The organism is Neiella litorisoli (genome assembly GCF_014773395.1).
Lineage (GTDB): Bacteria > Pseudomonadota > Gammaproteobacteria > Enterobacterales > Neiellaceae > Neiella > Neiella litorisoli.
In genome coordinates, this window is sequence record NZ_JACXAF010000003.1 from 196,809 (window position 1) to 223,189 (window position 26,381).

23 protein-coding genes are annotated in these 26,381 nt (G+C 45.9%); 20 read left to right on the forward strand and 3 right to left on the reverse strand.

What is annotated here, in order from left to right; genetic code table 11:
• Positions 1-2 precede the first annotated feature (2 nt).
• Positions 3-1,064: a TniB family NTP-binding protein gene (locus IC617_RS03005; RefSeq protein ID WP_191143498.1), complete on the forward strand. Its 1,062-nt coding sequence runs from the start codon at positions 3-5 to the stop codon at positions 1,062-1,064.
• On the opposite strand, the gene IC617_RS03010 is transcribed toward IC617_RS03005, so the two are convergent.
• Positions 1,061-1,372: a helix-turn-helix domain-containing protein gene (locus IC617_RS03010; RefSeq protein WP_191143499.1), complete on the reverse strand. Its 312-nt coding sequence runs from the start codon at positions 1,370-1,372 to the stop codon at positions 1,061-1,063. The two genes, IC617_RS03005 and IC617_RS03010, sit on opposite strands and share 4 nt — an antisense overlap.
• A gap of 101 nt (positions 1,373-1,473) precedes the next feature.
• Here IC617_RS03010 and IC617_RS03015 point away from each other — a divergent pair, with 101 nt between their 5' ends.
• The 6 genes from IC617_RS03015 to cas6f all read left to right on the forward strand — a co-directional run bounded on the left by IC617_RS03015 (position 1,474) and on the right by cas6f (position 8,399).
• Complete coding sequence (locus tag IC617_RS03015) at positions 1,474-2,007, forward strand: VspR family transcription factor (RefSeq protein WP_191143500.1); 534 nt, start codon at positions 1,474-1,476, stop codon at positions 2,005-2,007.
• Positions 2,001-3,371: a DEAD/DEAH box helicase gene (locus IC617_RS19025; protein ID WP_191143501.1), complete on the forward strand. Its 1,371-nt coding sequence runs from the start codon at positions 2,001-2,003 to the stop codon at positions 3,369-3,371. Before IC617_RS03015 ends, IC617_RS19025 begins: the two co-directional genes overlap by 7 nt.
• 143 nt (positions 3,372-3,514) lie before the next feature.
• Complete coding sequence (locus IC617_RS03025; protein ID WP_191143502.1) at positions 3,515-4,723, forward strand: TniQ family protein; 1,209 nt, start codon at positions 3,515-3,517, stop codon at positions 4,721-4,723.
• The gene (locus IC617_RS03030; RefSeq protein ID WP_191143503.1) at positions 4,720-6,756 is read left to right on the forward strand and encodes a type I-F CRISPR-associated protein Csy2; all 2,037 of its coding nucleotides are present in this window, start codon (positions 4,720-4,722) and stop codon (positions 6,754-6,756) included. The genes IC617_RS03025 and IC617_RS03030 overlap by 4 nt, the downstream gene beginning before the upstream one ends.
• Positions 6,757-6,762: 6 nt before the next feature.
• On the forward strand, positions 6,763-7,794 hold the full coding sequence (gene csy3, locus IC617_RS03035) for a type I-F CRISPR-associated protein Csy3 (protein ID WP_191143504.1): 1,032 nt from the start codon (positions 6,763-6,765) through the stop codon (positions 7,792-7,794).
• Entirely contained in the window at positions 7,791-8,399 is a 609-nt protein-coding gene (cas6f, locus tag IC617_RS03040; protein WP_191143505.1) for a type I-F CRISPR-associated endoribonuclease Cas6/Csy4, read from the forward strand. The genes csy3 and cas6f overlap by 4 nt, the downstream gene beginning before the upstream one ends.
• Before the next feature lie 464 nt (positions 8,400-8,863).
• Here cas6f and IC617_RS03045 read toward each other — a convergent pair whose 3' ends face one another.
• Positions 8,864-9,217, reverse strand: a complete 354-nt coding sequence (locus tag IC617_RS03045) for a cupredoxin domain-containing protein (protein WP_191143506.1) — start codon at positions 9,215-9,217, stop codon at positions 8,864-8,866.
• A 4-nt stretch (positions 9,218-9,221) separates the two neighbouring features.
• Entirely contained in the window at positions 9,222-11,501 is a 2,280-nt protein-coding gene (locus IC617_RS03050) for a heavy metal translocating P-type ATPase (RefSeq protein ID WP_191143507.1), read from the reverse strand.
• Between the two features lie 279 nt (positions 11,502-11,780).
• On the opposite strand from IC617_RS03050, the gene IC617_RS03055 reads away from it, so the two are divergent.
• From IC617_RS03055 to IC617_RS03115, 13 genes are all read left to right on the forward strand, one after another.
• Entirely contained in the window at positions 11,781-12,167 is a 387-nt protein-coding gene (locus IC617_RS03055) for a MerR family DNA-binding protein (RefSeq protein ID WP_191143508.1), read from the forward strand.
• Positions 12,168-12,271: 104 nt separating this feature from the next.
• Positions 12,272-12,703: a hypothetical protein gene (locus tag IC617_RS03060; RefSeq protein ID WP_191143509.1), complete on the forward strand. Its 432-nt coding sequence runs from the start codon at positions 12,272-12,274 to the stop codon at positions 12,701-12,703.
• A 94-nt stretch (positions 12,704-12,797) separates the two neighbouring features.
• Positions 12,798-14,102 (forward strand): TolC family protein, encoded by a 1,305-nt coding sequence (locus IC617_RS03065; protein ID WP_191143510.1) that lies wholly within the window; start codon positions 12,798-12,800, stop codon positions 14,100-14,102.
• A gap of 14 nt (positions 14,103-14,116) precedes the next feature.
• Positions 14,117-15,919: an efflux RND transporter periplasmic adaptor subunit gene (locus tag IC617_RS03070; RefSeq protein WP_191143511.1), complete on the forward strand. Its 1,803-nt coding sequence runs from the start codon at positions 14,117-14,119 to the stop codon at positions 15,917-15,919.
• A complete protein-coding gene (locus tag IC617_RS03075; RefSeq protein WP_191143512.1) occupies positions 15,916-19,053 on the forward strand; it encodes an efflux RND transporter permease subunit in 3,138 nt (1,045 codons plus the stop codon). Before IC617_RS03070 ends, IC617_RS03075 begins: the two co-directional genes overlap by 4 nt.
• A 1-nt stretch (position 19,054) precedes the next feature.
• Positions 19,055-19,432, forward strand: a complete 378-nt coding sequence (locus IC617_RS03080) for a hypothetical protein (RefSeq protein WP_191143513.1) — start codon at positions 19,055-19,057, stop codon at positions 19,430-19,432.
• Positions 19,433-19,434: 2 nt separating this feature from the next.
• Entirely contained in the window at positions 19,435-19,863 is a 429-nt protein-coding gene (locus IC617_RS03085) for a DUF411 domain-containing protein (RefSeq protein WP_191143673.1), read from the forward strand.
• Positions 19,864-20,525: 662 nt separating this feature from the next.
• Positions 20,526-20,960: a hypothetical protein gene (locus tag IC617_RS03090; protein WP_191143514.1), complete on the forward strand. Its 435-nt coding sequence runs from the start codon at positions 20,526-20,528 to the stop codon at positions 20,958-20,960.
• A 106-nt stretch (positions 20,961-21,066) separates the two neighbouring features.
• A complete protein-coding gene (locus tag IC617_RS03095) occupies positions 21,067-21,774 on the forward strand; it encodes a PepSY domain-containing protein (protein WP_191143515.1) in 708 nt (235 codons plus the stop codon).
• Positions 21,771-23,600, forward strand: coding sequence for a 2Fe-2S iron-sulfur cluster-binding protein (locus IC617_RS03100; protein WP_191143516.1), 1,830 nt, complete (start codon positions 21,771-21,773; stop codon positions 23,598-23,600). The genes IC617_RS03095 and IC617_RS03100 overlap by 4 nt, the downstream gene beginning before the upstream one ends.
• A 152-nt stretch (positions 23,601-23,752) precedes the next feature.
• Positions 23,753-24,076: an EF-hand domain-containing protein gene (locus tag IC617_RS03105; protein ID WP_191143674.1), complete on the forward strand. Its 324-nt coding sequence runs from the start codon at positions 23,753-23,755 to the stop codon at positions 24,074-24,076.
• A gap of 75 nt (positions 24,077-24,151) precedes the next feature.
• The gene (locus IC617_RS03110) at positions 24,152-24,478 is read left to right on the forward strand and encodes a DUF4405 domain-containing protein (RefSeq protein ID WP_191143517.1); all 327 of its coding nucleotides are present in this window, start codon (positions 24,152-24,154) and stop codon (positions 24,476-24,478) included.
• Between the two features lie 655 nt (positions 24,479-25,133).
• The gene (locus tag IC617_RS03115; RefSeq protein WP_191143518.1) at positions 25,134-26,375 is read left to right on the forward strand and encodes a TolC family protein; all 1,242 of its coding nucleotides are present in this window, start codon (positions 25,134-25,136) and stop codon (positions 26,373-26,375) included.
• Positions 26,376-26,381: the final 6 nt, after the last annotated feature.

Sequence of the window (26,381 nt, forward strand, 5' to 3'; positions counted from 1 at the left end):
AATTGAAGAATCTAAGTCCCTCGCAACTTGAGCAGTTATCTACATTTGCCAACTGCTACATTGAGTACCCTCAAATAACCGAAATATATGACATATTTGATCAGCTTCGGTTTCAACATTCGCTAGGGGCTGAGGCGGAATCATTTCTTTTAACTGGTGAGGCTGGCTCAGGAAAGTCAGCGCTAATAGCGAATTACTTATCTCGCTTTAAAACTTCCGCAGGTAGCTTCGCGAAAACGCCGGTTTTGTCATCCCGTGTTCCGAGTAAAATATCCGAACGTAATTCCTTAGTCCAATTGTGTATCGATTTAGGCCAAAACACGGGATTTCGTCCTACAAGAGGTCGCATTGATATAGCGCTTGCCAAAGGCCTTGTGGTTCAGCTTAAACGTAAATCGGTAGAGTTAATCATCCTCAATGAAGTTCAAGAATTGGTTGAGTATTCATCTCCTAAACAGCGGCAGGAGATCGCGAATGCGTTTAAGTACATCAGTGAAGAGGCCAATGTATCTTTTGTGCTCTTAGGGATGCCGTATGCAGAAATTATAGCGGAAGAGCCCCAATGGAATTCCCGTCTAACGTGGCGGCGAGAGTTGGAGTACTTCAAGCTGATACACACGCTCGAAGAGTCAGGAAAAATTGAGCATCGAATCGATACAGAAAAAAAGCGCCACTTTGCGATGTTTGTGGCTGGGTTAGCGTCAAGAATGGGCTTTGAGGATAAGCCAAACCTGACAAGTAATGACGTTCTTTATCCGCTATTTGCAATGTCGAAGGGCGAACCGAGAGCTTTAAAGAACTTCCTGCAATATGCGTTGATGCTGAGCCTTCAACAAGACGCTCCACTCGATAAAGCCATACTGGCCATAGCTTTTGAGCAAAAGTTTAAGCAAGATAAAAACCCTTTTACCACATCGCTAGACGATCTTGGCTTGAGTCAAATTCAAGCTAGTTCTAGCTATAACACCACAGCAGCTAACGATGAGGACAAACTTCTCAAACCTCGGTTTAGTGACCATTTGTCACTGAGTATGCTGCTTAGCAAAAAGCCGCTTAAAGCCTAGTCTGATTGTTTTGCCAAATCTTCGAGTAATTTGGTTTGTTGTTCAGGGTTTAATTTTGCAATTGCACAGGCTAATTCAGCGCTTAGGTCATCATCGCAAAAAAAGTAATTGAGCGGCACATTGAGCTCTTGTGCCATTCGCCGCAACGTTCCTATGTCGGGCATATGTCGGCCTTTTTCGTAGTGGTTCATGCGGCCACTCGCTGAGCTCTCCTCCATGCCAATTTTTACCCCAAGTTCCTTTTGCGTGATCTTGGCTTTTTTACGGGCGGCTTTGAGCCTCGCTGGGATTGGGTTTTCGTTGAGCACTTATTCATCATCAAACAACCGTAGGTAACTTAGATTGTCTAAGTTTTGCTGATTTCTGTATACTTAGCAATCCTAAGTTTTAACCAGGGTGTTTGACGTTAGTGAAAGCTGTTCCAAAAATTAATGCCATCATGTTTAAGCTGCTGATTGAAAAGGAGATGAACAATTTTACGGTTGTAGAATTGAGGAATGCAGCGTTAGAAGCGGACTTATTGCCGCAAGACCCCAATGAGGCGAGAAAGAAAATATACCGGCAAATTCTGAGCTTCCAGCGCAAAGGCTGGCTGAATTCGACTGAGGTGGATGGAGCCAAGCGTTATGTCGTTTCAGACGAATTTCTTGCGCAATCGTTTGCCTCACACAAAGCCAAATATCAGCAGCCTAAAGCAAATCAACCGATTCAAAATGAAGATAAAAAGGTATTGGGTGAAGAGTTGAGCCGCCACAAAGGCGAGCTTGAAATTACGCTGGGCGAAATCGAGGAATACCAATCCCTGCTCTGCCGCTTTCCAAGCCTTAGTGTATCGCTAAATAAATTACTGCACGAAGCACAAATTCGCTCTGCAAATTTGTTGGGTAAAGTCAAAGCTGTTTCGGCTACTATCAAGTCGCTGCGGAGTGAATCCAAGTGCTAAGAGGTTGGCAGCAAGAGTGTGCACAACGTGTAGAACAAAAATTCACCTATGATGAAGCTCATTTCTTCCTACAGGCAACGCCAGGCAGCGGCAAAACCTTCCTTGCAGCAGAAGTTGCTAAGCGGCTGCATCAGAACCGCCAAATAGATTTAGTGCTTTGTTTTGCGCCTTCTAAAGAAGTCTGCAACGGTATCACTGCAACATTCTCAAAACACCTAGGTTGCTCCTTTGATGGCGGGCTCGGCACGCTAGGAAAATGCCTTACATATCAAGCCATACAATTCCTTCCTGAAAGCTTCTGGCAGACGTTGTCTCGCTACCGGGTATTTGTGGTTTTTGATGAAATCCATCATTGCTCAACAGGTTCGGTACAGGCCAATATGTGGGGGCAAATGATCATGAGGCGAGTGCAAAGCCTTGCAAGTTACACTCTTGCCATGTCAGGCACGCCATGGCGTTCAGATGAACTTCCTATTGCATTGGCAAAATACACCAATCCGGAAGGTGAACTTGTGGTTGATTACCAATATGGTCTTAAACAAGCCGTTGCGGATGGAGTGTGCCGCATTCCTAAAATTGTTTTAGTTGATAATCAGGTTGAAAGTCGCTCGCAAAATGAAGGTGTAAAGCAGTTTTCCAGCCTGCAGCAGATGCTTAAAGAAACCAAACACTCATACCGCAGTGTTGTTGAGGAGCCTAATGCGTTAAAGTACTTGCTAAAACTGGCGTGCCTTAAGCTCGCAGGAATACGTCAACAGTCCCTAAATGCAGGCGGACTGGTCGTGGCATCGTCAGTGGCTCATGCGAATGAAATTGCTCACCTGCTCACGAGCGAATTTGGTCAGTCAGTTTGCGTCGTCACGTATCAAAAAGAGCGTCCACACCAGCAAATCGAATCGTTTCGCCACAGCAAGCTGCAGTGGATTGTTAGCGTTGGCATGATTAGCGAAGGCACTGATATTCCGCGCCTACAAGTCTGTTGCCACGTCAGTACAGTACGAACGGAGCTCTATTTCAGACAGGTTCTGGGGCGAATCCTTCGAGTGAATCAAGCTCCTAACCAAGAAGCGTGGCTGTATACGTTTGCTGAGCGCCGTTTAATTGAATATGCGCAACGAGTCCAAGACGACCTCCCAGAAAGTTGCTCATTGGTGACCATTGAACCTCAAAACAAAACCTTGCCTGATACTGTGCTGATAGACTGCGAGCATGAATCAACTAAAGCACTACCGCCGCAAACCTTGGACACGACTCCTTTGAGTCATAACGAGTTGACACTTCATGCCAGCAAGCCAAATTTTGATACGCTGAGTTTTGGTCACTTTCACCATCGAGTGATTAAAGTATTTTCTGAAATACGGTGATTTAACTTGGGCTGCTCAAACCTAACCTGACAAAAGGGATTATTGACCGACATCACAAGCCCAATGAATTAAGAGAGTGTCGCATGGTAATTGTCGTAAATTAATACACACTAAAACTTAGTTAACCTAAGTTTTGGTGTGTTATGGAAAACCGCAATATCGCCCTATATCCTGATGAGTCGCTGGAAAGCTGCTTGCTACGCCTTGGTCAGCATCAAGGCTATGATCGCTTTGCTCACTTTGCCGAAGAGTGTCTTTGTCGCTTTCTGGAAGAGAATGAAGCTGTTTCGGGGGCATTACCCAGAGAGCTACAGCGCATCAATGTATATCATGCCCAAAGCAGTCACCAACTGCGAGTTAGAGTCCTGCGCCAACTAGAAGCGGATTTGCAGTTAGAGCCTTTTTCCATTCTCAAGTTGGCTTTGACACGCTCGGATACTCATTTCTCACCAGAGCAACGAGCCGTTCACCGAATGGGCGTTGATTTCCCACAAGCAGTGCTCCGTACGAATAACACGCCTGTATGCCCTCAATGCCTTCGTCATAGCCCCTATAGCCGACAGCGGTGGGAGTTGCTTCCATACACAGCCTGCCATATTCATGGATGTGAGTTGCTGCACCGATGCCCAGAGTGCGGCAAAAGTTGTGACTTTAAATACTCGGAGGATATAACTCATTGCGATTGTGGTTTTGACTTTCGCGATGCGCAAACGAAGCCGGCAAATGAGGCTAGCCTGTGGCTATCAACCATATTGGTGGTAACCGAAGCAGAGGGGTATTGCTTGAACGATTTAGATATCTCGGCAAGATTCGGCTTCTTGTCATGGTTTCTTCGTTCCCGATCTGAATCTGATATCGACATTCTCGGTTTTTATGATTATTGCCGAGAATGGCCCAAAAACTTCAGATCAGAGCTCAAAGAAGCCATAGCTAAAGCGGATCAAACACGGATGAAGCCCTGGCAACAAACTTCGCTCGATGATGTATTGGGCGCAACTTTACGCGATTGTTTGCGATTACCGTATCGAGATTTCAAACGTAATATCGTGCTTAGTGTTTTGTTTGATGAGCTACTTTCTGCAGTATCGGTGCCAACCTCGAAGAGTGGTGGTCTTGGAGATGTTTTAGTGAGTGTACTTGATGCCGCTGCGTTGCTGTCTTGCTCGACCAATCGAATCTATCAACTGTATGAACAAGGCGAGCTCAAGCTTGCAACCAAAGTTAGCCTGCATAGCAAGCTGCCCTCATATCAGCCCGCCTTTACACTTCGCTCGATCCTCGATACGAGGCTCGCCTTGTTGGGGACTGCTCTCAATAGTTCCACTAATGACTGCGGCCAAGGTGGATTATGAAGCAATTACGAGAGCTCACCATAATTGAGCCTGTGACAAAGCAGCAAGAGGTTATTAAGCGGGCATTCATGCTGTATACCGAGCCTGTGGATGTTACCGGAGACGAATTAAATGCGCTGGTCGTTTTACTCAACCTGTCGCTAAGCAAACCAGTTTGCAACGACTATTTAGATGTTAAACGTGCCAAAAGTTACTTTGAGCACGAGAGCTTTTTTGAGATTGCTCTAGGCGAGTTGGTATGGGCGCATACTCACAACCTTAAATATCCAGATTCGCGAGTGTATGGGCAGCGCATTATTGCTGAGCATACCGACCCGCTAGAGCTTGGCTGGGCACACAACTCAGGTTACTACCGTCATACGATCTGGTTGTTCAACACTTTTTTGTGGGAAGGCAGAGAAACTTCCTTGATGGTGGAAGTGCTGCAGGGGGCCCGTGCGTGGCTTAGGGCTCTCAAAAAACTGGGCTTAAACAACGATCGGTTAGAAAAGCTAACGGAAACAGTCCGAGAAAGTATAAGAATTCCATCGTACCCAGATGAAGTAAACCCATATTCACCTCAGGTTCAATTTCCTTATCAGCAGGGTTATGTTTCTGTCACACCTGTTGTTAGCCATGCCCAGCAAGTTCAAGCGGAGCGAGCAAGTCGCATGCAAACAGACCATCGCTTTGTGAGTTCGGAACTGCCACATCCTGCTAGCGTTGGCAATCTCAGCGCCTGTATTGGTGGTAATCACAGACTACTTTTCTCGCCGCTCCAGGCGGAGCATAAGCCCCAACATAGCCTGTTGCAAAGCCGAAAGAACACCGTCAAGTATTTTGATGATTATCAGCTCACCAATCGGCGAATTTGCAACGTATTAGCTCATTTGTGCGGTTATGAACCTGCAATTACCCGTCAAGATTACCAGCGAGCCCGCAAAAGTCAGGTCAAAGTTTTACGCAAGCATTTGGCGCTGTGGTTACTTCCAATGATTGAATTGAGGGACCAATACGAAGAGACAACTGTTGATGCAGAGGAGCTTACTCCTATTGCTAAGGCGTTTATTCAGCTACCTACTGATGAGATCACCAGGCTTGGCAAAGCGCTGAGCCAGCAGGCTCACTTAACTTTGCAGAACAATAAGTATTCCAAACGATTTGCGTTTCATGGTCGATTGATCCAGCCCATTCGAACTCAAATCAATTGGATTTTGAAACAGTTTCAAAAAACGTTGTCAACGGAGTTGCCATCGACTGAACAGTATATTTATCTAACCGAAATGCGAGCAGAAGATTGTAATGCACAAAGCAGCCCTTTTGTGGTTGGCCTGCCAAGTTTGACTGCATTTTGGGGCTTTATGCATCAGTTTGAACGAGGCATGAGGGCAAGCCTTAAAGAAAGTGAAGAGCTAAGCTTCATAAGTTTCGCTTTGGTCGTGCGCTCAGAACGTCTTTTTAATGCTGCAAACTTGGCTGAGCCCAAAAGCGTTGCAAAAAAACGAGTGGTTTCGGCGGCTAAGCGACCTACCACTCGATGCAATTGGCGATCTGATTTAGAGTTCGATCTTGTTATCAAAGTCCGTACAAATATCGACTTAGCGACGCGATATCAAAGTCTTCAGGCGAACCTTCCTTTAACGCTGGCCGGGGGAACTGTCTTTCCGCCCGAGCTTAAAAAAAACACATTATGGCTTCGAAGTTTTAGCTGCCGGTCGGAGCTGTTTTTTCTTCTTAAGGGAATCGATTGCAGTGCAAGTTGGGTTTACCCGGCAGGGTTTCATACGGATTCGTTTTACGAACTGTTAAACGAGTTAGAGCAGGATGAATCTTTCATCGCAACGGCGTCTGGTTATCAACATATGCATACGCCCTGCGAACGAAGCGGGAGCGTTGCTTCGATGCATGCTTACGCAGATAACTTGCTGGGAATCGCGAAGGCGTTTAATCCCATTGAAGTGCGATTACTTGGCCAGTCTCACTTTTTTAGCAGCGCTTTTTGGCGCATGAGCTCAAGCCATGAGTCTATTCTTATAGAAAAGGATCAGGACTAAGCTTCTATGGAATTGTGCTCCCAGCTGAATTATTGTCGCTCGCTCTCTCCGGGGAAGGCATATTTTTATTATCTCGTTGATGGCAAAGAACAGCCTATCGGTGTCGATCGAACTCGTATTAGAGCGCCAAAATCTGGTTTTTCAGAGGGCTTTGAACCCAAAGGCATGAAACCTAAGGATACGGCACCGCAAGATCTGGCCTATTCGAACCCGCAGTTCATTGAAGAGTGTTATGTGCCGCCAAGGGTTTCTGAGATTTATTGTGACTTTTCACTGCGTATCAATGCTAATTCCCTGAAGCCCAACGTGTGTGCTCTTGATGAAACTAGACAAACCTTAACTGCTCTCGCTGAGCTCTATAAACAGCGCGGAGGCTACGGCCAGATAGCCAAGAGGATAGCGAAGAACATACTCATGGGAACATGGCTGTGGCGTAATCGCACCTGCCGCTCACTAGATATTAAGGTTTTGACGAACGACGACCGAGTCATAACAATCTCAAACGCATTTAGCCTCCAATGGGCAAGCTCTTGGAAGGGGGAAGCACAAGACGCGCTAGAAAACCTCAAAACATTCATCGAAAAAGGCCTCACCGATCCAAAGTCTCTTTATTACCTTGATGTAAACGCCAAACTAGCAGTAGGCGGAGGTGATGAAATTTATCCCAGCCAAGAGTTCGTTGATTCAAAGCAAGATGGTGTGCCCACAAAGCAGTTGGCAAAGACCCAGCTCAACGGACAAGAAACCGTTGCCTTTCATGCGCAAAAGATAGGCGCTGCGTTGCAAATGATAGATGACTGGTGGCAGCCAAATGCGGATAAGCGTTTGAGAGTGAATGAGTACGGCGCTGACAGAGAATATGTGATTGCCCGCAGACACCCTAAAAATGGGAATGATTTTTACCAGCTTGTCGGGCGGTCCGAGCGCTGGGTTGAACAACTGGAACAGGGAAATGAAATCCCAGACGAAGTGCATTTCATCATGGCTGTTTTGGTCAAAGCTGGCGTATTCAACGGCGCAGCTAAGGGGAAGGCATGAGTTGCCGCTACGGCTTTGTAGTTGAGTTTATTCCTGAGTCTGGCGACTGCAATTTGCTTGCAGGCCGGTGCATCAAAACGTTGCATGGTTTCTTAAATGCGAATAAAAACGCAGCAAACTCCATTGGTGTTGCATTCCCGCTCTGGGGGATTCAGTCGGTTGGCAAAGCCATCGCTTTTGTCGGTCCTTCAGAGAAAGAACTAGTCGGTCTAAGCTACCAGCCGTATTTCTCGATGATGAAAGAGGAAGGGCTTTTCAATATGTCTAGTGTGAAAAAGTTACCAAAACAGTTGGCTGAAGTACGCTTTGTGAGAAACCAGACTATTGCTAAAACCTTTGTTGCATCGAAGCGGAGGCGAATGAACAGGGCTATTGAGCGGAGTGGCAGCGATAGTTACACACCGAAAGCTTCAGAAGAGCGAGAGTTCGATTTTTTTCACTGCATACCCATTGAAAGCAAATGCTCACAACAAGAGTTTGTTTTGCATGTACAAAAGCAAGATGCTCTTGAGGTTAACGTCGCTGGTTTCAACTCTTATGGATTGGCAACCAATCAGCGATGGCAGGGAAGCGTACCGAATATCGATTTAACCCTTTTTTCTTAGGATATTAATTTGTTCCTTTAAATCAGAGTGTTATTTGATCTTGCAAACAATTTTTTTTCTAACCCTTTGTTCAATAAACAACTTGATATTCAAGGCTTTGCTGACTAATTTTCATAGTGACCTGCCGCATAGGCAGCTAAAAAGCATACCTCACGATAACAATCCGGGCATGGTATGTGACCTGCCGCATAGGCAGCTAATAAAATTATGAGCGATGGGGCTTCCAGCCTGTGGAGGTGACCTGCCGCATAGGCAGCTAAAAATAGGTCAGGAAGAAAGCAACCAAACCTGCTGAACAAGCAGAAAATAAGAACCCACCAATTTCGGTGGGTTTCTTTTTAGGGCTGTTGCTTTGTTTTGAGCTTATCAATGGCTTTGGCCATTCAGCTGAATGGCCAAAGGGGAACTGGTTTGTTTTTCCCAAGTTCAAGTTTGGGAGTGCGAGGTTATTTTTCCATAGGTGGCTAGTCAGCTCGGATTTTTCCTAGATACATCTTCATCGGACAATGAAATTCATATTCCCCCTTTGCAAGTGGCGGTAATGTTAAGCTCACCGACTTGTTTAATGGAAGCTCAACAGAAAAATCTGCTGCCGGAATAACAATAGAGCTTGCACATGGGGACGGATCTTTACGATGAAAAGTGAGTTGAGATTGTTGCATCGCATTAATTTGAATAAAAGCTGGTGTGTATACCCCATTCTCGACGGTAATAACTAGGTTACTTTGTAATTTAACAGCGGGCTTAGGACGATAAAGCCAGAACCACCAAACGATTAGTAAGATGATAGCAAGCCCGATAATATTGATGGTGGTCATGCTGCTAAGCCCCCTTCATGTTTCGTTTAAGCCAACGCAGGCGATTGGCATTGCTAACCACGGTGAGAGATGAAAGAGCCATTGCCGCTCCCGCGATAACTGGATTCAGCAGTATTCCCCAAAACGGATACAAAACACCTGCGGCGATTGGAACCCCCGCAGCGTTATAGATGAATGCTCCAAATAGGTTTTGCTTAATATTTTTGAGCGTTGCTTTACTGATATTAATGGCGTCAGCGAGGCCGTGCAAAGAGCCTTGCATCAGTGCTATATCCGCGCTTTCGATTGCTATATCGGTTCCTGTACCAATAGCAAAACCAACATCAGCTTGTGCTAAGGCTGGAGCATCGTTAATCCCATCTCCAGTCATTCCTACAACCTCAAAGGCTTGCTGTAGCTTTTGAACTTCATGTGCTTTTCCTTCTGGCAGAACTTCAGCGAATACTTCATCAATTCCGACTTGAGAAGCTATCGCTTGAGCTGTGTGCTGGTTATCACCAGTAATCATGATGACCCTAAGACCACTAGTTTTAAGACGCTGAATTGCGCTTAGAGAGTCTGCTTTTACTGGGTCTGAAATTGCGATTAAGGCTTCTAGTTTTCCATCTATAGCAACAAATATCGGGGTCTTGGCCTGTTGTGCAATTTCTTTGGTTGCTATCGCATGGGCCTCATACTCGATGGAAAATCGATTCATCAGCTTATCGTTGCCAATCAGAATATGTTTACCGACAGACTTGGCACTCACGCCATGCCCATCAATTGAGTCAAACTGGTCGACCGGGCTTAAAGAAAGCTCTTTTTCTTGAGCTGCGCTCAATATGGCCTCGGCAATAGGGTGTTCTGAACCTGACTCAACGCTTGCCAATAGAGTTAAAACCTGCGATTCATCCAAGTCACCTAACAATTTGAGATCCGTCACTTGCGGTTTGCCTTCGGTGATGGTTCCGGTTTTATCCAATACCATGGTGGTTAATTGTGAGGCTGTTTGCAGTGCTTCGCCGTTGCGGATCAAAACGCCGGACTCTGCTGCTTTGCCAACGCCAACCATAACCGACATTGGAGTTGCTAGACCCAATGCGCAGGGGCAGGCAATAATAAGCACAGTTGTAGCGGAGATAATGGCTAGACTCAGTGCTCCATCCGGCCCCCAATTGAGCCAAGCAAGCGCAGAGACGATTGAGATGATCATGATGGCAGGCACGAAATACGATGAGATCGAGTCGGCAAGTCGACCAATTGAAGGCTTAGAGGCTTGAGCTTGCTTAACCATGTGAATGATTCGCGCAAGAGCGGTTTCTTTACCAACATGCGTCGCTTGAAAAACAAGCGTCCCATTTTTGTTAATAGTGCCTGCAGATACGCGATCGCCCGACTCCTTGCTGACAGGCATCGGCTCGCCGGTCAGCATGGACTCATCAATAGAAGATCTTCCGTCTATGATTTTCCCATCGACCGGAATCTTTTCTCCCGGCCTAATGCGGATCAGATCGCCAGCCAAAACATGCTCTATGGGAATATCTAACTCTACCTCTTTGCGCAAGACTCTTGCTGTTTTCGCTTGCAAGCCGATCAACTTTTTAATCGCAGAAGAGGCCGAGCCTCTAGCTTTAAGTTCTAGCGCCAGGCCTACGTTGATTAGACCAATGATCATGGCTGAAGCTTCGAAATAAACATGGCGCGCGGCCAACGGAATAGCGTCAGGGAAAAGCACAACAACCATGGAATAAAGCCAAGCCGTTCCTGTCCCCAATGCTATTAGGGTATCCATACTTGCCGTATGATTGAGGAGCGATTTCCATGCACCTACAAAAAAGTGTTTGCCAGAGGCAAAAAGAACTCCTCCGGTCGCTAGCCCAATCAGCAACCAAATGAACTGCTGGCTCTGAGTTTGAATCGACATATCACCACCGAGCAGTCCATAAAGCATCAGGGGGAAACCAAGCCCTAGGGCCAGGATTGCATGTCGCCAACGGCTGCGGTACGTAGATATGTCTTGTTGCTCCTGCGCTGATTGAGAATCTAACAAATTATCTTCATCGAATTTCTTGGCTTGGTAACCGATTTGTTCAATGGTTGATATAAGCCGCTCTGCGCTAGCATTTCCGGTTACGGCAACGGTCCGGTCAGCAAAGTTCATTTGGGCATTGCTGACACCCTCGATTTGAATAAGGGCTTGTTCAATTTTACTGACACAACTGGCACATTTAGCCCCAGTGACCGATAACCAAATTTCACCGTTGGGCGTCGAACCCGCTTTAGGCCGGCTTGGAGATAAGGACATTACAACTCCTCCTTAGATGAACAGCAGTTGGACTTTGAGCTGCTAGTTTGACAACAGTCGCGGCCCTGAGATGCTGTTTTGATGAAAACAAGCGCAATTAATGCAACAAGGATTAAAGCGGCGATTGGTACGATACCGGCGCTCAAGTACAGCAAAACAATGGCTACGAGCAGAGCACAAGTGGCAAACATTTTCATATCACGACCTTTATTAATGAGTGTTGCTATTGAATAGCTTAAACCTTACCCTTGCAGTAAGGTCAAGGTTTGAGTCAGTACAATGAAAATTTCCGAAGTGGCAGAAAAAGCAGGGTTGACGGTTAAGGCCGTCAGATATTATGAAAATGTAGGTTTAATCCCAAAGCCAGCTCGACAGCAAAACGGGTATCGAAGCTATGACGATTCAGTGCTTCCGATCCTCAACTTGATTCATCGGTCAAGAGCCGCAGGTTTTTCTGTTGACGAGTGTCGGGAGTTGATTGAGCTGTTCAACAACCCAGCACGTCATAGTGCAGACGTACATGAGCTTATTTGCCAAAAAGTTGAAGCTATTGAAAAGCAACAAGCTCAGTTGGAACACATCAAAGAACACTTGATTGCGTTGGCTAGTCGATGTGAGAACAATGAAAAATCAACATGCTCAATTTTAGCTTCATTGACCAAGTGAGTGGATTAACATTTCGTTAGAAAAAATTTAAAACTATTATTGACCTTACCCTTAGGGAAGGGTCTAAGATGCATCTTATAACGTTCATTTTAGCAATCCGATCAATGTCACTATTGCGTCTACAAAAATACAACTATCGCACGGCAGCGCTTCTGTCTGTGTGGTTTATATTTTGTGTCACGGTGACTTGCTCAAATCTGTTTGCTCATGATGATACCGTTTCTCAAGTCAGCACTTCCGAGCATATTGCTTTCACAGAAGCAAATTCCCATGCGCGCCACCAACCCATGACTACGGAAGACCCTGCTGCTTCGGAGCACGGATGCTGTGGTGACAATGCTGATGATTTTTCTATAACCAAACTGGTTAACTCTAAAACAGATAACTTCCAAACGCTTGCCGTTGTTGTTGTATTGGCACTAATGCTATCGCTATTCATCGTGCGACCTAAACCAATCCTTCGACCAAAGCGTCATATAGTACCCACATCGGGATACCCCCCCATCTTCCTGACAATTCAGCGCCTGCTGAATTAGCCACATAGTTCCGAACACCCCAATCAACTGTGCTCTTTGAGTGCAGCACAACCCTATTTGTACATTTAATCATTTGGCTTATAGAGGCCCGTACATGATGAACCGAAATCGTAACTTGCGCCTGTGTGCGCTGGTAGTTGCTTCATTTTTGCCCTTGGCTCACACCTCAGGAGTTTGGGCTGAAGAAACCAAACTATCGTTGGCTAAAGCTGTCAATCTGGCGCTATCTGGCGATATTTGGCAAGAGGGAAACAAACTCAATGGGCAAGCATTTTTGAGTGAGGCGACTGCCGCAAGCTCTTTGCCTGATCCGAGAATAAACATCTCCGCAGCAAATATTCCAACGGACACTTTCAACTTCGACCAAGAAGGTATGACGCAGCTGAAAGTTGGCGTGAGTCAAATGTTTCCCCGAGGGGATACACTGCAGCTGCGACGTGAGCAGGGAAAAGAAAAAAATGAGCTTACGTTAATTGCTGCAAAAGTTAGATCTGCCAAAGTCACTTCACTCGTCAGTCAAATATACCTAGACGCATGGCTAGCTCAACATATTGCAGATTTAATCGAAAACAATCGATATTTGTTCGAGCAATTGGTTGATGTAACCGAAAAAGGGTACACATCTGCTGCAGGCAACACTCGCCAGCAGGACTTAATTAGAGCCGACTTGGAGCTGGCTCGTTTAGATGAGCGCGTATTAAGAATTCGACAACAATTCGACACTAATCTCCAATTGCTATTGGAATGGTTACCACCTGAAGCAATAGCAAATGCGCTAACGATCGACGCCCCTGAAATCGAACCACTAGCTGTATTCAAAGCTGGAGAATTAAGTGCGTTGACACGAGTGCTGGCCAAGCATCCAACAGTAAGAGGTATTGAGCAACAACGAGAAATTGCAAATACCGATGTTGAAATAGCTAAGCAAAGTTACAAACCAGAGTGGGGACTGACCGCAAGCTATGGTTATCGTCAAGATGATCCTTACGGCAACAGTCGCGCTGATTTTTTATCAGTAGGGGTCACTTTTGATTTGCCTGTTTTCACCGAGTCTCGCCAAGACAAGCAAGTCGATGCTGCTCGCTATCGAGCACTCTCCGTTGAAACCGAACGCCAACTGCTATTGCGAAAGTTGAGCGCCGAATTTGAATCGCTCACTGCTCAAATCAACCGATTAGAACGACGTGAACTTCAATACAGCCAAAAGTTGTTGCAGCAAACCAATCAGCAGGCCGACTCAGCTTTGAATGCTTACACCGCTGATCGTGGAGACTTTGCAGAAGTCATGCGTGCATACATTGCTGTTCTCAACACTCAGATTGAAGCTAGCCAAATTCAAGTCGAGCGTTTGAAAAAGGTTGTGCAGCTCAACTACTTACTAGCCGGTGAAGTTATTTAAGGGAATTTGAATTAATGAATACTTTTGTCAAAACATCACTAACAATAACCGTGGGTGTTGTGTTAGGTGCCGCTGGTTACCATGTGTTGAGTCCGACGCTAACTCTTCAACATCAAAGCGCGGCTGATGAACCGCTCTATTGGGTTGCGCCTATGGACCCCAATTACCGAAGAGATCAACCAGGAAAGTCTCCAATGGGAATGGATTTGATTCCTGTTTATGCAGACAGCGAAGGTGCAAATAGTCCCGGAACAGTGACCATTTCTCCCGAAGTTGAAAACAACCTAGGCGTCAGAGTAATCAACGTGAGTCACCAACCTTTCCATTCGGAAATTAACACGGTTGGCTACGTAGGCTTCAACGAGGATGCGCTAGTTCACGTTCACCCTCGCGTTGAAGGCTGGCTTGAGACGTTATTCGTCAAAGTTGAAGGTGAGCGAGTGACTCAGGGGGATCCGCTATTTTCGATATATTCGCCAGAGCTCGTCAATGCTCAAGAAGAACTTCTTCTTGCTCTAGATAGAAAAAGTACAAAACTCATCAAGTCCGCTAAAGAGCGCCTGAGAGCATTGCAGGTTCCCGAATCCCAAATACAAGCTGTTGTCGAGAATAGAGCAGTGTCTCGGACGGTAACAATTGTGGCACCTCAATCGGGTGTAATTGCCAATCTCGATGTGTATGAGGGGTTCTTCGTCAAGCCCGGCAAGACAATTTTGTCAGTGGGGCCTCTGGATGAAATTTGGGTTACGGCAGAGTTATTCGAAAGACAAGCTAACTTAGTCAATGTGGGTGACAAGGTCTCGATGACATTGGACTACGCGCCAGGAAGAGAGTGGCAAGGGCGTGTCGACTACATCTACCCAATGCTCGATCAAGACAATCGAACTGCCAGAGTTCGTCTCAGGTTTGCTAATAAAAACGAGACGTTAAAACCGAACATGTTTGCTCAAGTCGCCATTCACGCAGATTCTGACAAAGATACCCTGATAGTGCCTCGGGAAGCGCTCATAAGAACAGGCTCGCAAGATCGAGTTGTTCTCGCTATGGGAGAAGGAAAATACAAATCTGTTGCAGTTCAAGTGGGCCGCATTGACTCGGAGCAAGCGGAGTTGATTGCCGGAGTTCAGCAAGGAGACTCCATCGTCTCTTCTTCACAGTTTTTGCTCGATTCTGAATCCAGCATTAGTTCAGATTTTTTACGGATGTCATCGGCTGATACTGCACTTGCGAAAACGGTTTGGGCTGAAGGTGTTGTGAAGTCGGTTAACCCTCTCGATAGAGAAGTAACGGTTGAACACGAGCCTGTTGATGCGTGGCAGTGGCCCGCTATGACAATGAAGTTCGGTGTTGCTGAGGTAGTAGACATTGAATTGCTGACGCCTGAGACACACCTGCATTTCGAAATCGCCGAAGCCAACAATGCATACAGCATTCAGGGCATTCACATTATTTCTTCGGGACCAGACCGCTCTTCGACTTCTGCGGGAGAGCATAGCGGCCACAAAGAAATGGATCATAGCCAGCATCAAACCATGGAACACAATGGCCACAAAGAAATGGATCATAGCCAGCACCAAACCATGAATCACAGTGACCACGAAGGCATGGATCATCGCCAGCATCAAACCATGAATCACAGTGACCACGAAGGCTTGGCTCATAGCCAGCACCAATCCATGAATCACAGTGACCACGAAGGCATGGATCGTAGCCAGCATCAAACCATGGAACACAGCGGGCATGAAGGCATGGATCATAGTCAGCATTCAGGTTCTGCTTCTAATTCCAACAAGGCTAAGAGTGGAGAACAGCAATGATTGCTTCCATTATCCGATGGTCGATTTACAACCGGTTCATGGTACTGCTCATGACGCTGATATTAGTGGTGGGAGGACTATGGGCAATCAAGCAAACACCGATCGACGCGATTCCTGATCTCTCTGATGTTCAGGTCATCATTAAAACGTCATACCCAGGCCAAGCACCGCAGGTTGTTGAAGAGCAAGTTACCTACCCATTGACAACCGCCATGCTGTCGGTGCCTGGTGCTGAAACTGTGAGAGGCTTTTCGTTCTTTGGGGACTCATATGTATACGTGATCTTTGACGATGATACCGATTTGTATTGGGCCAGAAGTAGAGTTTTAGAATACTTGAGTCAAGTTGCTCCGAGCTTACCAAGTACCGCTAAGCCGCAACTTGGTCCTGATGCAACAGGTGTGGGCTGGGTTTACATCTACTCGCTAATAGACCGCTCCGGCCAGCGTGATTTATCACAACTTCGCTCCATCCAAGACTGGTTTCTAAAGTATGAGCTACAGACTGTTGCTGGGGTCTCTGAAGTAGCAACTGTCGGCGGCATGGTTAAGCAGTACCAAGTCAAAGTTGACCCCGATAAGCTCCGTGCCTTTGGTATTCCCCTTAGCCTGATTCAAACCGCTATTCAACGAGGAAACCAGGAGGTTGGCGCGTCGGTTATCGAGAATTCAGAAGCTGAGTATATGGTTCGGGCGACCGGATATATTCAAAGCATTGACGACTTAAACAACATTCCGTTGGGCGTTAGTCAGCAAGGCACTCCACTGCTTTTAAGAGATGTTGCAGATATTCAATTAGGGCCACAAATGCGACGAGGGGTTGCTGAGCTGAATGGCGAAGGTGAAACGGTCGGTGGTGTCATTGTAATGCGCTTTGGCGAGAATGCACAAAAAACAATTGAGGCCGTTAAAAGTCGTTTAGAGCAACTCAAACCCAGCCTCCCCCAAGGTGTAGAGATAGTGCCTGTTTATGATCGATCTGGGTTAATAGAGCGAGCGGTGGACAACCTTTGGCACAAGCTACTGGAAGAATTCATTGTTGTCGCATTGGTTTGCCTGATCTTTCTCTTTCATGTGCGCTCGTCATTGGTGGGCATTATTACTATCCCAGTGGGCATATTAGCCGCTTTTGTTGTGATGCATTTACAGGGCTTGAACGCCAACATCATGTCGTTAGGAGGCATTGCAATTGCAATTGGCGCAATGGTCGATGGCGCGATCGTGATGATTGAAAACATGCACAAACACATGGAAAAAGAGAAGGTGACAGATGAGAACCGTTGGCAAGTTGTCTCCAAGGCTGCAATTGAAGTTGGCCCGTCACTGTTCTTTTCGCTATTGATTATTACCGTTAGCTTCCTTCCGGTATTTACTCTTGAAGCGCAAGAGGGGCGGATGTTTTCTCCATTGGCCTTTACAAAAACTTACGCAATGGCAGCTTCTGCTGCTCTGGCCATTACCTTGGTTCCGGTACTGATGGGCTATTTCATTCGCGGCAAAATTGTTGCTGAGAACAAAAACCCAGTTAACCGTATCCTGATGGCTTTGTATATGCCGCTTTTAAACGGCGTACTGAAATACCCCAAATCGACCATCGCAGTTTCGATTTTGATCACCGCTATAGGCTTTTGGCCGGTCAATAAAATTGGCACGGAATTCATTCCTCCTCTGGATGAAGGCGATCTAATGTACATGCCAACCACTTACGCGGGGGTCTCGATTGGCAAAGCAAGAGAGCTGCTACAGCAAACCGATAAACTGATTCGAACTATTCCCGAAGTGCAGAATGTCTTTGGTAAGGTTGGTCGTGCTGATACTGCTACAGATCCTGCTCCTTTGACGATGGTTGAAACCTTTATTCAGTTGAAACCGAAAGAAGAGTGGCGAGAAGGAGTAACAACCGATGTTCTTAAACAAGAGCTCGATAGCTTAGTTCAGTTCCCTGGGTTAACAAATGCGTGGGTCATGCCCATCAAAACTCGCATCGATATGTTAGCGACAGGCATCAAGACACCCGTTGGCATTAAAATCGCGGGACCGGAACTAAATACAATCCAAACCATTGGCCAACAGTTAGAACAAATACTTAAAGATGTGCCTGGCACTGCATCTGCTTATTCCGAGCGGGTCGCGGGAGGGCGCTATATCAAAGTTGATATTGATAGGGCGCAGGCTGCTCGCTATGGATTAAACATTGCTGATGTGCAACAAGTCGTAGCGACAGCAATCGGCGGGATGAACGTGACTCAAACCGTTGAAGGACTTGAGCGCTACCCGGTCAATTTGCGCTACCCCCAAACCTATCGTGATTCACCCGAAAGCATTGCTCTGCTGCCGATCGTAACCCCGTCTAATCAACGGATCGCTCTGAGTGATGTTGCCGATGTTTATATCGAAGATGGTCCTCCAGGAATCAAAAGTGAAAATGCCCGACTGAATGGCTGGACCTACGTTGACTTGGAAGATGTAGATATTGGTAGCTATGTCGAGCAGGCAAGTGAAATCGTTGCTTCAGAGCTTGCTTTGCCTCCGGGCTACTCGATTACTTGGTCCGGCCAATATGAGTACATGCTTCGGGCTAAAGAGAAGCTCTCCTATGTGATTCCATTAACACTGGCGATCATTGTGGTACTGCTTTATTTGAGCCACCGTCGGTTTAGTGACGTGCTGATCATCATGGGGACGCTTCCGTTGGCTTTGATTGGCGGGATCTGGTTGATTTATTGGCAAGGCTTTAATTTTTCGGTTGCCGTTGGCGTTGGGTTCATTGCTTTGGCTGGGGTTGCTGTGGAAACGAGTGTGCTAATGCTTCTCTACCTTCGGCACGCTTTTGATGACTGGCTCGATGAATGTCAGCAAGCAGAAAAACCAATTACCTTGAGCGGACTGAAGGATGCAATGATCGAAGGCGCGGCATTACGTTTACGCCCCAAAGTAATGACTGCAGCCACTATTATCGTCGGCCTATTACCCATCATGTACGGAACAGGAACTGGTTCCGAAGTCATGCAACGCATTGCTGCCCCAATGGTTGGCGGCATGGTCTCTTCCATCTTACTTACGCTATTGCTTGTGCCTGCTGTGTATTACCTGTGGTGCAAACAGACAATCAAACCTTATTTGAAAGGAAAATAAAGTGAAAACGTTAACTCTAAAAAACATTCTATTCGCCGCATTCTTTGCTACAGCTTCTATTTCTTTGAGCCTTAATGCTGCTGAAACATCTATGGCGAAACACTCCAAGATGAATGGTATGGATCACAGCCAACATCAAGGTATGCACCAAGAGCAGACAAAGTGTCCTCACCACTACTCTGGCGACTGCACACATGAAGACAAAAAACAGTGTCCTCACCTAGAACAAGGGGCTGCTCACTCTGGAAAAGAGGAGCACAAGCAGTGCCCACATCGAAAAAGTGAACATAACCAACATCAGAGTATGGATCATAGTCACCATCAGAGTATGGACCATAGCGAGCACCACCGGATGTCGAGCAAGAATAGCGGAGAGTGAAAATGAAAAAGTTAGCTTTAGTAGCAAGTATCTTGCTCAGTATCGGGGCTGCCACTGCATCTGAGACGATTGAAGTGTACAAGTCTGAATATTGCGGCTGCTGTCAGAAGTGGGTGGACTACATGCAACAGCAAGGGTTTGAGTTGAATGTTGTTATTCAAAACAATCTCAGCAAGTTAAAGGAGCAAGCCGGAGTGACACCAGCGGCAGCTTCTTGCCATACCGCTTTTGTTGGTGGTTATTTTATTGAAGGTCACGTTCCCGCTAAAGATGTTCAGCGATTGTTGGATGAGCGCCCAAATATTAAAGGCATCGCAGTGCCCGGCATGCCGATGGGCTCACCTGGAATGGAAGGGAATCGTAAAGATGCTTACAGCGTGATTGCTGTTCATCACGATGGACAAACTTCGCAATTTAGTCATTACCACTGATAGCCAAGAGGCGACTTCTAGTCGCCTCTTTAGCCACATATTGCGATTCGGTTATTCGTCAGCTCAACTGTGTTTGAAGCTTGTTTGGGCAGACCCATTGCTATTTTCGAGGACGTTCACATGAATTATAGCGCTCAATCCTTAGCGGTGAGGAGCCGTAGAGCGGAAGCACCGAGCTGGAACGTATGATGAGTGCCTTGATGTATGGCAACTACGGTAGGTTTGCTAGTTGTAAAGCCAAGTTACTTGCCTCGATTTTATTGCTTGGGCTGCTATCCGCGATGAGCTTTTTAAGCTCCTGTGCTGAATCCTTCTCGCCCCCCCAAGTAGATCAACATGATGGTATGCAAAAGATAGGCTGCCATTCAGTAAAAGTGAGCTCTGCCGAACGAACTGATTGTTGTGAATTGTCAAGTTGCAGGGCTGCGCAGGCTCTAGAGTCGCAATCAAAGCGAAAATTTGATGTTGCTCATAGTGACTCTTGCATGCAACTGCTGCGAAATTTTGAGCGGCAAAGGAGATATGCCTGCTCGCTGATAAGGCCAAGTGCCCAACGTAAGACGCCTATTTTCCTCTTGTTTGAAGTGTTTAGAGAATAGAGATTCTTAGCCCATATAACTTTCCGTTTATGACTCGAACTCACTCAAATAGAGAATCTCACCATGAAAATTTTTGCTAAAAAACTCATTGTTGCCTTGCTACTAACGGCTCCTTCTATGGCTGTAATGGCCAACGATACTTCTGTATCTATGTATCAACACCAAGAAAAGATGCATCAGACGATAAAGTCGATGAATTCGTTATTAGAAAATACTCTGGTGAATGGCACCACAGTTCCAAATCAAGGGGTTATGAAGGAACACCGAGAGGCAATGGCAACGGGTATTGAGCAATTGACTGAAATGGTCCGCGCAAAGCGCATAGCCAATGCTGAATGTTTAGAGCAGCAAACAGCAGATGAGCAGACCTGTTATCAATTAGAAAGCCACCAGGATACTCAATTGATTATGGTGGTGACGCTGCTTGAACATTTGTTGGCTCGTCAGAACATATTGGAGCAACACGTTATTGATGTGAAATCTACGGCAGCTCACTAGCTTTGACTTCGGAGCATGAGGGGAAGAGACCCTCTTGCTCCGTTCATTAGCTAGTTTGAGTTAGTGTGTAATGCCTTCGAATCTTAATTACCGATATGGTTAAGAAATGATTAGAGTCATAAGAGCAATCCACAAGTGGTTGATGGTAGTCGTGGGAGCGCAGTTTCTGTTGTGGGCCATCAGTGGCTTATACATGGTGCTGATGAATATTCACTATGTTCATGGTGAATTTCTTTCAGTTGATTCTAGAGAAGAGATAAAGGGCGTGGAGGTAACTTACTCATTTGATTCATTAGTTAGAGACAACCCAGAAGCTATCAATGTCGAGCTAACAATGAGTTCAGGGCATCCTATCTATCGATTTGTAACCCCCCAAGGTCACGGAGCTGCGGTGGATGCAAATACTGGTGAAAGAATTCCTCCAGTTGAAGAATATCAAGCAAGGCAGATTGCGAAATACAGTTACGCAGGTAATGACGAAATCAGTCACGTAAAACTCATATCAGATGCGTCTCTTAAGCCTTCAGAAATATCTGCTAGACACCTTCCTGTGTGGCAAGTGACATTTGATCACTATTCGGCTCCGACTTTTTATGTCAGTGAATATACTGGCGAGATTGTGACTAAACGTCATAGCCCATGGAGAATTTTTGATTGGATGTGGCGGCTTCACATTATGGACTATACCGAAGGAGAAAATGTTTCAAATTTGTTGTTCATCTTAAGCGCAACTACGGCCTTAGCAGCAGCATTGACTGGCATCATATTATTGGTATTGCGGTTGCGATCCTCCTTCGCCAAGGAGGGTTTATGAGCCTCCTTGGCTTCACTAAATCGATACATAAATGGGTTTCTGTCGCCGTAGGGCTCCAAGTAATTGTTTGGATAGGAACGGGAGGCTACTTTGCTCTAGTCGATCATCATGTAGCGGGAGGAAATGCCAGTAAAACCTCGGTTAACCACCAAGGAGTTAAAACAAAGCCACTTATACCGTGGATGAACTTAACTGAGCAAAGTGCTGAGAGCGTAAAACTACTGTGGATATTGGAGCAGCCTTACTATCAGGTTATACATACGAAACCCGAACACCGTTACCAGAAGCATTATGTGCAACTCTTCGATGCCTATTCTGGAGAGCTTTTTGTTCTAACAGAACCTTTTGTAAAAAAGATAGCAAATCGTTCCTACACCGGAACTGCAAATGTTATTGCTGTGTCTTTGGTAAAGCCCCCTGTTCGCGAGTTGCCGAGAGAAGAAAATGCTGTTTGGAAGGTATCATTCGATGATCCCAGTCACACCAATGTTTACATTGACAAAAATTCTGGACGAGTCATCAGCCATATTGACGATGATCGGCGCTTGCGTGATCTTATGTTTAGGCTGCACTTCATGGATTATGGAAATTCAGGAAGTTTCAATCATTGGCTCATAGTTTCGGCTGCTGGATTGACTTTAGCTCTATCGGTTACAGGGGGCGTCTGGCTCATCTTTTTATTTAAAAGCGGACTGCTAAGAGTCCCTCTTGCTAAAAGTAGAAAGCACTTATCTGTTCGGCATTTACCTTCAGGTACGACTTCAGATTTAGCCTTACCCAAAGCAGATACGATTTTGAACGGGTTGGTGGAAGCAGGAGTATTTCTTCAATCTCGTTGCGGCGGAGGGGGAACATGCGGGACGTGCAAGTTTAAGTCGAGTAAAAACCTTCCCCAAACAACGGCAGATCAAGATCTCCTCTCGCCAGAGCAACTAAATCGAGGATACAGGCTTGCATGCCAACATTTTGTTTCGGGCATAGAACAGATAGAAATTGATGCCCCTCAAGAGGTTCAGACCTATGAGTTAACAACGGTGGAGACCAAGTTTATTACACCATTTATAAAGGAGATAAAATTTACCGCCGCTGGAGGAAAGAGAATTCCATACCGCGCTGGGGCGTATATGAGCTTTATCATTCCTGGCGGTACAAATTTCATCAGACCTAAGGATTTGCCTCAACACTATGAGAGATATTGGCAACAGGTTCCTAGTGGTACATTCACTCATCAAGGAGGTGTTCGGCATTATTCGTTGGCAACCTATGACTCGCTCGATAACAAGCTGATATTCAATGTTAGGTGGCAACTTCATGAGTCAGCAGCAGGCTTGGGTTCCAGCTATTTGGGAGCTCTCAATGTCGGGGATAAAGTTATCGCAAGCGGTCCATTTTCTGATTTTTTTGCGTCTGAGAATGAAGTGGTTCGAAGAGTTTTAATTGGAGCGGGATCGGGATTGGCACCATTGAGAGCAATAATTTGGGAGCAGGTTGAGCTCGGTTCTGATCGTCATGAAACCTGGCTCATTCAAGGCGCAAGAAATGAAGATGAACTTGCTTACAGTGAAGAGTTCGAGACATTATCGGAAGAGATGGGTAACTTTTTTTATCTACCCACTCTGTCAAGTCCTTCCTGTAATTGGAAAGGAAAGCAAGGTTACGTTCAGCAGGTCATATTAGGGCAAATCAAACATTGGCTAAATGGGGAGGTTACTGAATTTTATTTATGTGGCCCAAGTAAGATGATGATTGAGGTTGAGAATATCCTCATCAACAGTGGCGTTCCCTCTGAGCTAATATTTAAAGATGACTTCAGTTCGGGTCGATAACCCTTGGTACAGCATTTCAGCGGTTGTGATGATTATACGCAGTGAGCCTTGAGTCACAGGGTAATTGCAGTATCAGCAGTTAAGTTTACAAAACCTTACGTTTAGAGTGGTTATGGTGCTCTATACCTAGATGTGTACTCTCTGTAAGGCAAATGAAAATGAACAGGTTAGCCCTTGCAATAATCGTAGGTATGCTCGCTATTTCTATTGCCCCGCAAGTCGATAGCCGAGGTTTCGGTGGTAGGCAGCAACAACCTGAATTTATCAACGTTGATACAAATAACGATGGCTTGATTTCCAAAGATGAGTTCGAAACCTTTCACTCAGATCGTCAATTAAGGCGGGTTGGTCAAGCAAAGTTACAAAGAAATGCAGCCGACTCTTCAAAATTGTTCGAGCAATACGATTTAGACCAAGATGGGTTCATCAGTGCAGAAGAGTTTCTAGCTCGGCCACCCTGTAGACGCTCGACTTAGTTTCATAGGCTCTAGGTTTCACTCTATTCAGATGAGCGAACTTATTAAGTTCTCCATAACTGGGGTAGATACAGAATGAATTTGAATCGTTTAAGGCCATATACGGCGGTTATTTTGGCTTTCTCGTTTACTGTTCTGATGGTGACTGGGCTGATCCTATTTGTTGCTCCTCATGGCCCCGGCTCAAGTCAGTGGGCTTGGATTGGTTTGACGAAGCATCAATACAAAGATATCCATTTGTATTTGGGGTTCCTAAGCATTGCCTTGGTTCTGTTTCACGTTATTCTTAACAAGAAGCCGTTGACCAAATACCTAGTCGGAAAAAACGAGAATTGGGGAAACCCAGTACTATGGGCAATAGCGGTCATTGTCGCAGTGGTCTCGTTTGTTGTGTTTGGTTGAAGTGATTGAAACAAAACCCAAGCTTAGTAACGATGCAAAGTATCAAAGCTTTCTGGCTCAATTTGTTCTTGCCTTAAAGAAGACAAGAAATAGAAGCTCCCAACAACGTGCTAACAGGTCTGAGCTATTACAAGCGCGCCACTTGCCCATGTAATCTGTCTCTGATAATTTCGTGACTCCAGTTTAGTGTTTTCGGAATAATAACTTGGTGCTTGGCAGCCGTTTTACATTATTGCTTACTCTCATGATTGCTCTGCAATCATGGTTTGCTGTTGCCTCCACTTATGAACCGCACCAATCTGGCTTAAAACACTACCAAACTAGCCACTCTCATAAACATGCTGCAGATGCTGATGCACCCTTTGGTCATGGTGACTCAGACTCGCATTTGGCAAGCACAGATATACCAGCAAACGATTGCCACCAATGTGGACATTGCCATGGGCATGCATCGGCTGCTCTTGTCGTTTTCAATGCTTCAGCGTCATTCGTACCTTCGGCGGAAGCTCCGCTAGATTTTTTATCCAGCAAAACAAATTACTTACCTATCTCGTTGTTCCGTCCTCCAATAGCGTAATCGACTCTTTCTTTTCTTAAGCTCGCAGAGGCAACGTGCCTTTGTGTATCTAACGATATTCAATGTTTGGTCGAAACAATGACAAATCTTTTTTTGAAGCGCCTGACTGGCGCAATATGGTGCTTTCCGCTTGGCGTAGTTTGTGCCTCATTTCTTCAATCACAAGCACTAGCTGGCGACTGGAATAGCTGGCTAGCCACGCAGATTAATCAGCACCCAGATGTACTTGCAGCAAAGGAGCGCTGGCAGGGGATGAATGCCAATGCTGAAGCAATGGGTCAGCCTATTTACAACCCCGCACTGTCTGTTGGGGCGGATCGCAATGGCGATGAAAACAATTATGCGGTGGGTCTAGAGCAAACTATTGACCTTTGGGATAGAAGATCAGTGAATACCAAGCAAGCGACATTCCTAAAAACAGCTGCCATGCACATGTACAAGCAGCAAGTGCTGAATAAAACTGCGGAGGTTGTTGCGGCCTTAGTTGAATGGAAAACCGCTAGTCAGGCAGCCGATATTGCTCAATCACAGAAGGTGCAGCTCACTTCATTACTTCAATTGGTCGATGCTCAACAAAAGACTGGCGATATCGGGGCTGTTGATGCGCAGCTAACATTGTTGTCGTTATCGCAGCAAATCGCCCAAGTCGCAGACATTGAGGCAAGCTTGGTTCGGGCCGAGGTTCAACTTCAGGAGCTTCTGCCCGAATGGTCACAATCAAGAGGTGGTCTTCCCGACGACTTTTGGCCATCCTCAATTGTCGAAGCTACCGACGAAAATCTTAGTCAATACCCACTGGTCGCAAGCTCTGAAGCAATGTGGCGTTCAAAAATAGAGCATGCTGAATCTGTTCGTCGGGCGGCGAAACCCGATCCCACATTTGGCATAAATGCTGGCCGGGATGGTGGCGATAGCTTAGTTGGGCTCACAGTATCCGTTCCACTTCATGTGCGAAATAACTTTGATGCAGAGAGTCGTGAGGCACAAAGCCTAGAACTTGAAGCTGAAGCGCAATGGATAGCGACCTTTCGTAAACAGCGGGTTAATTGGCGGGCTGCACGTAGCAGTTGGCAACGATATGAGTACCACCTTAACTCTTGGCAGTCTCTACTAGGCAATAGAGTAAACAACAGCGAACAACTGCTAGAGCGTCAATGGCAAAGCGGCGACCTATCAACCCCCAATTATTTATTAGCTTTAAACCAGCGCACAGAGAGTCTATTGGCAGGTATCGAGCTTGAAAAACAAGCATTGCTTGCATTAACAGAAGCACTCTACCAATCCGGGCAATTGGCCACTCTCATTCAACCGATGAACTAAGCGTAG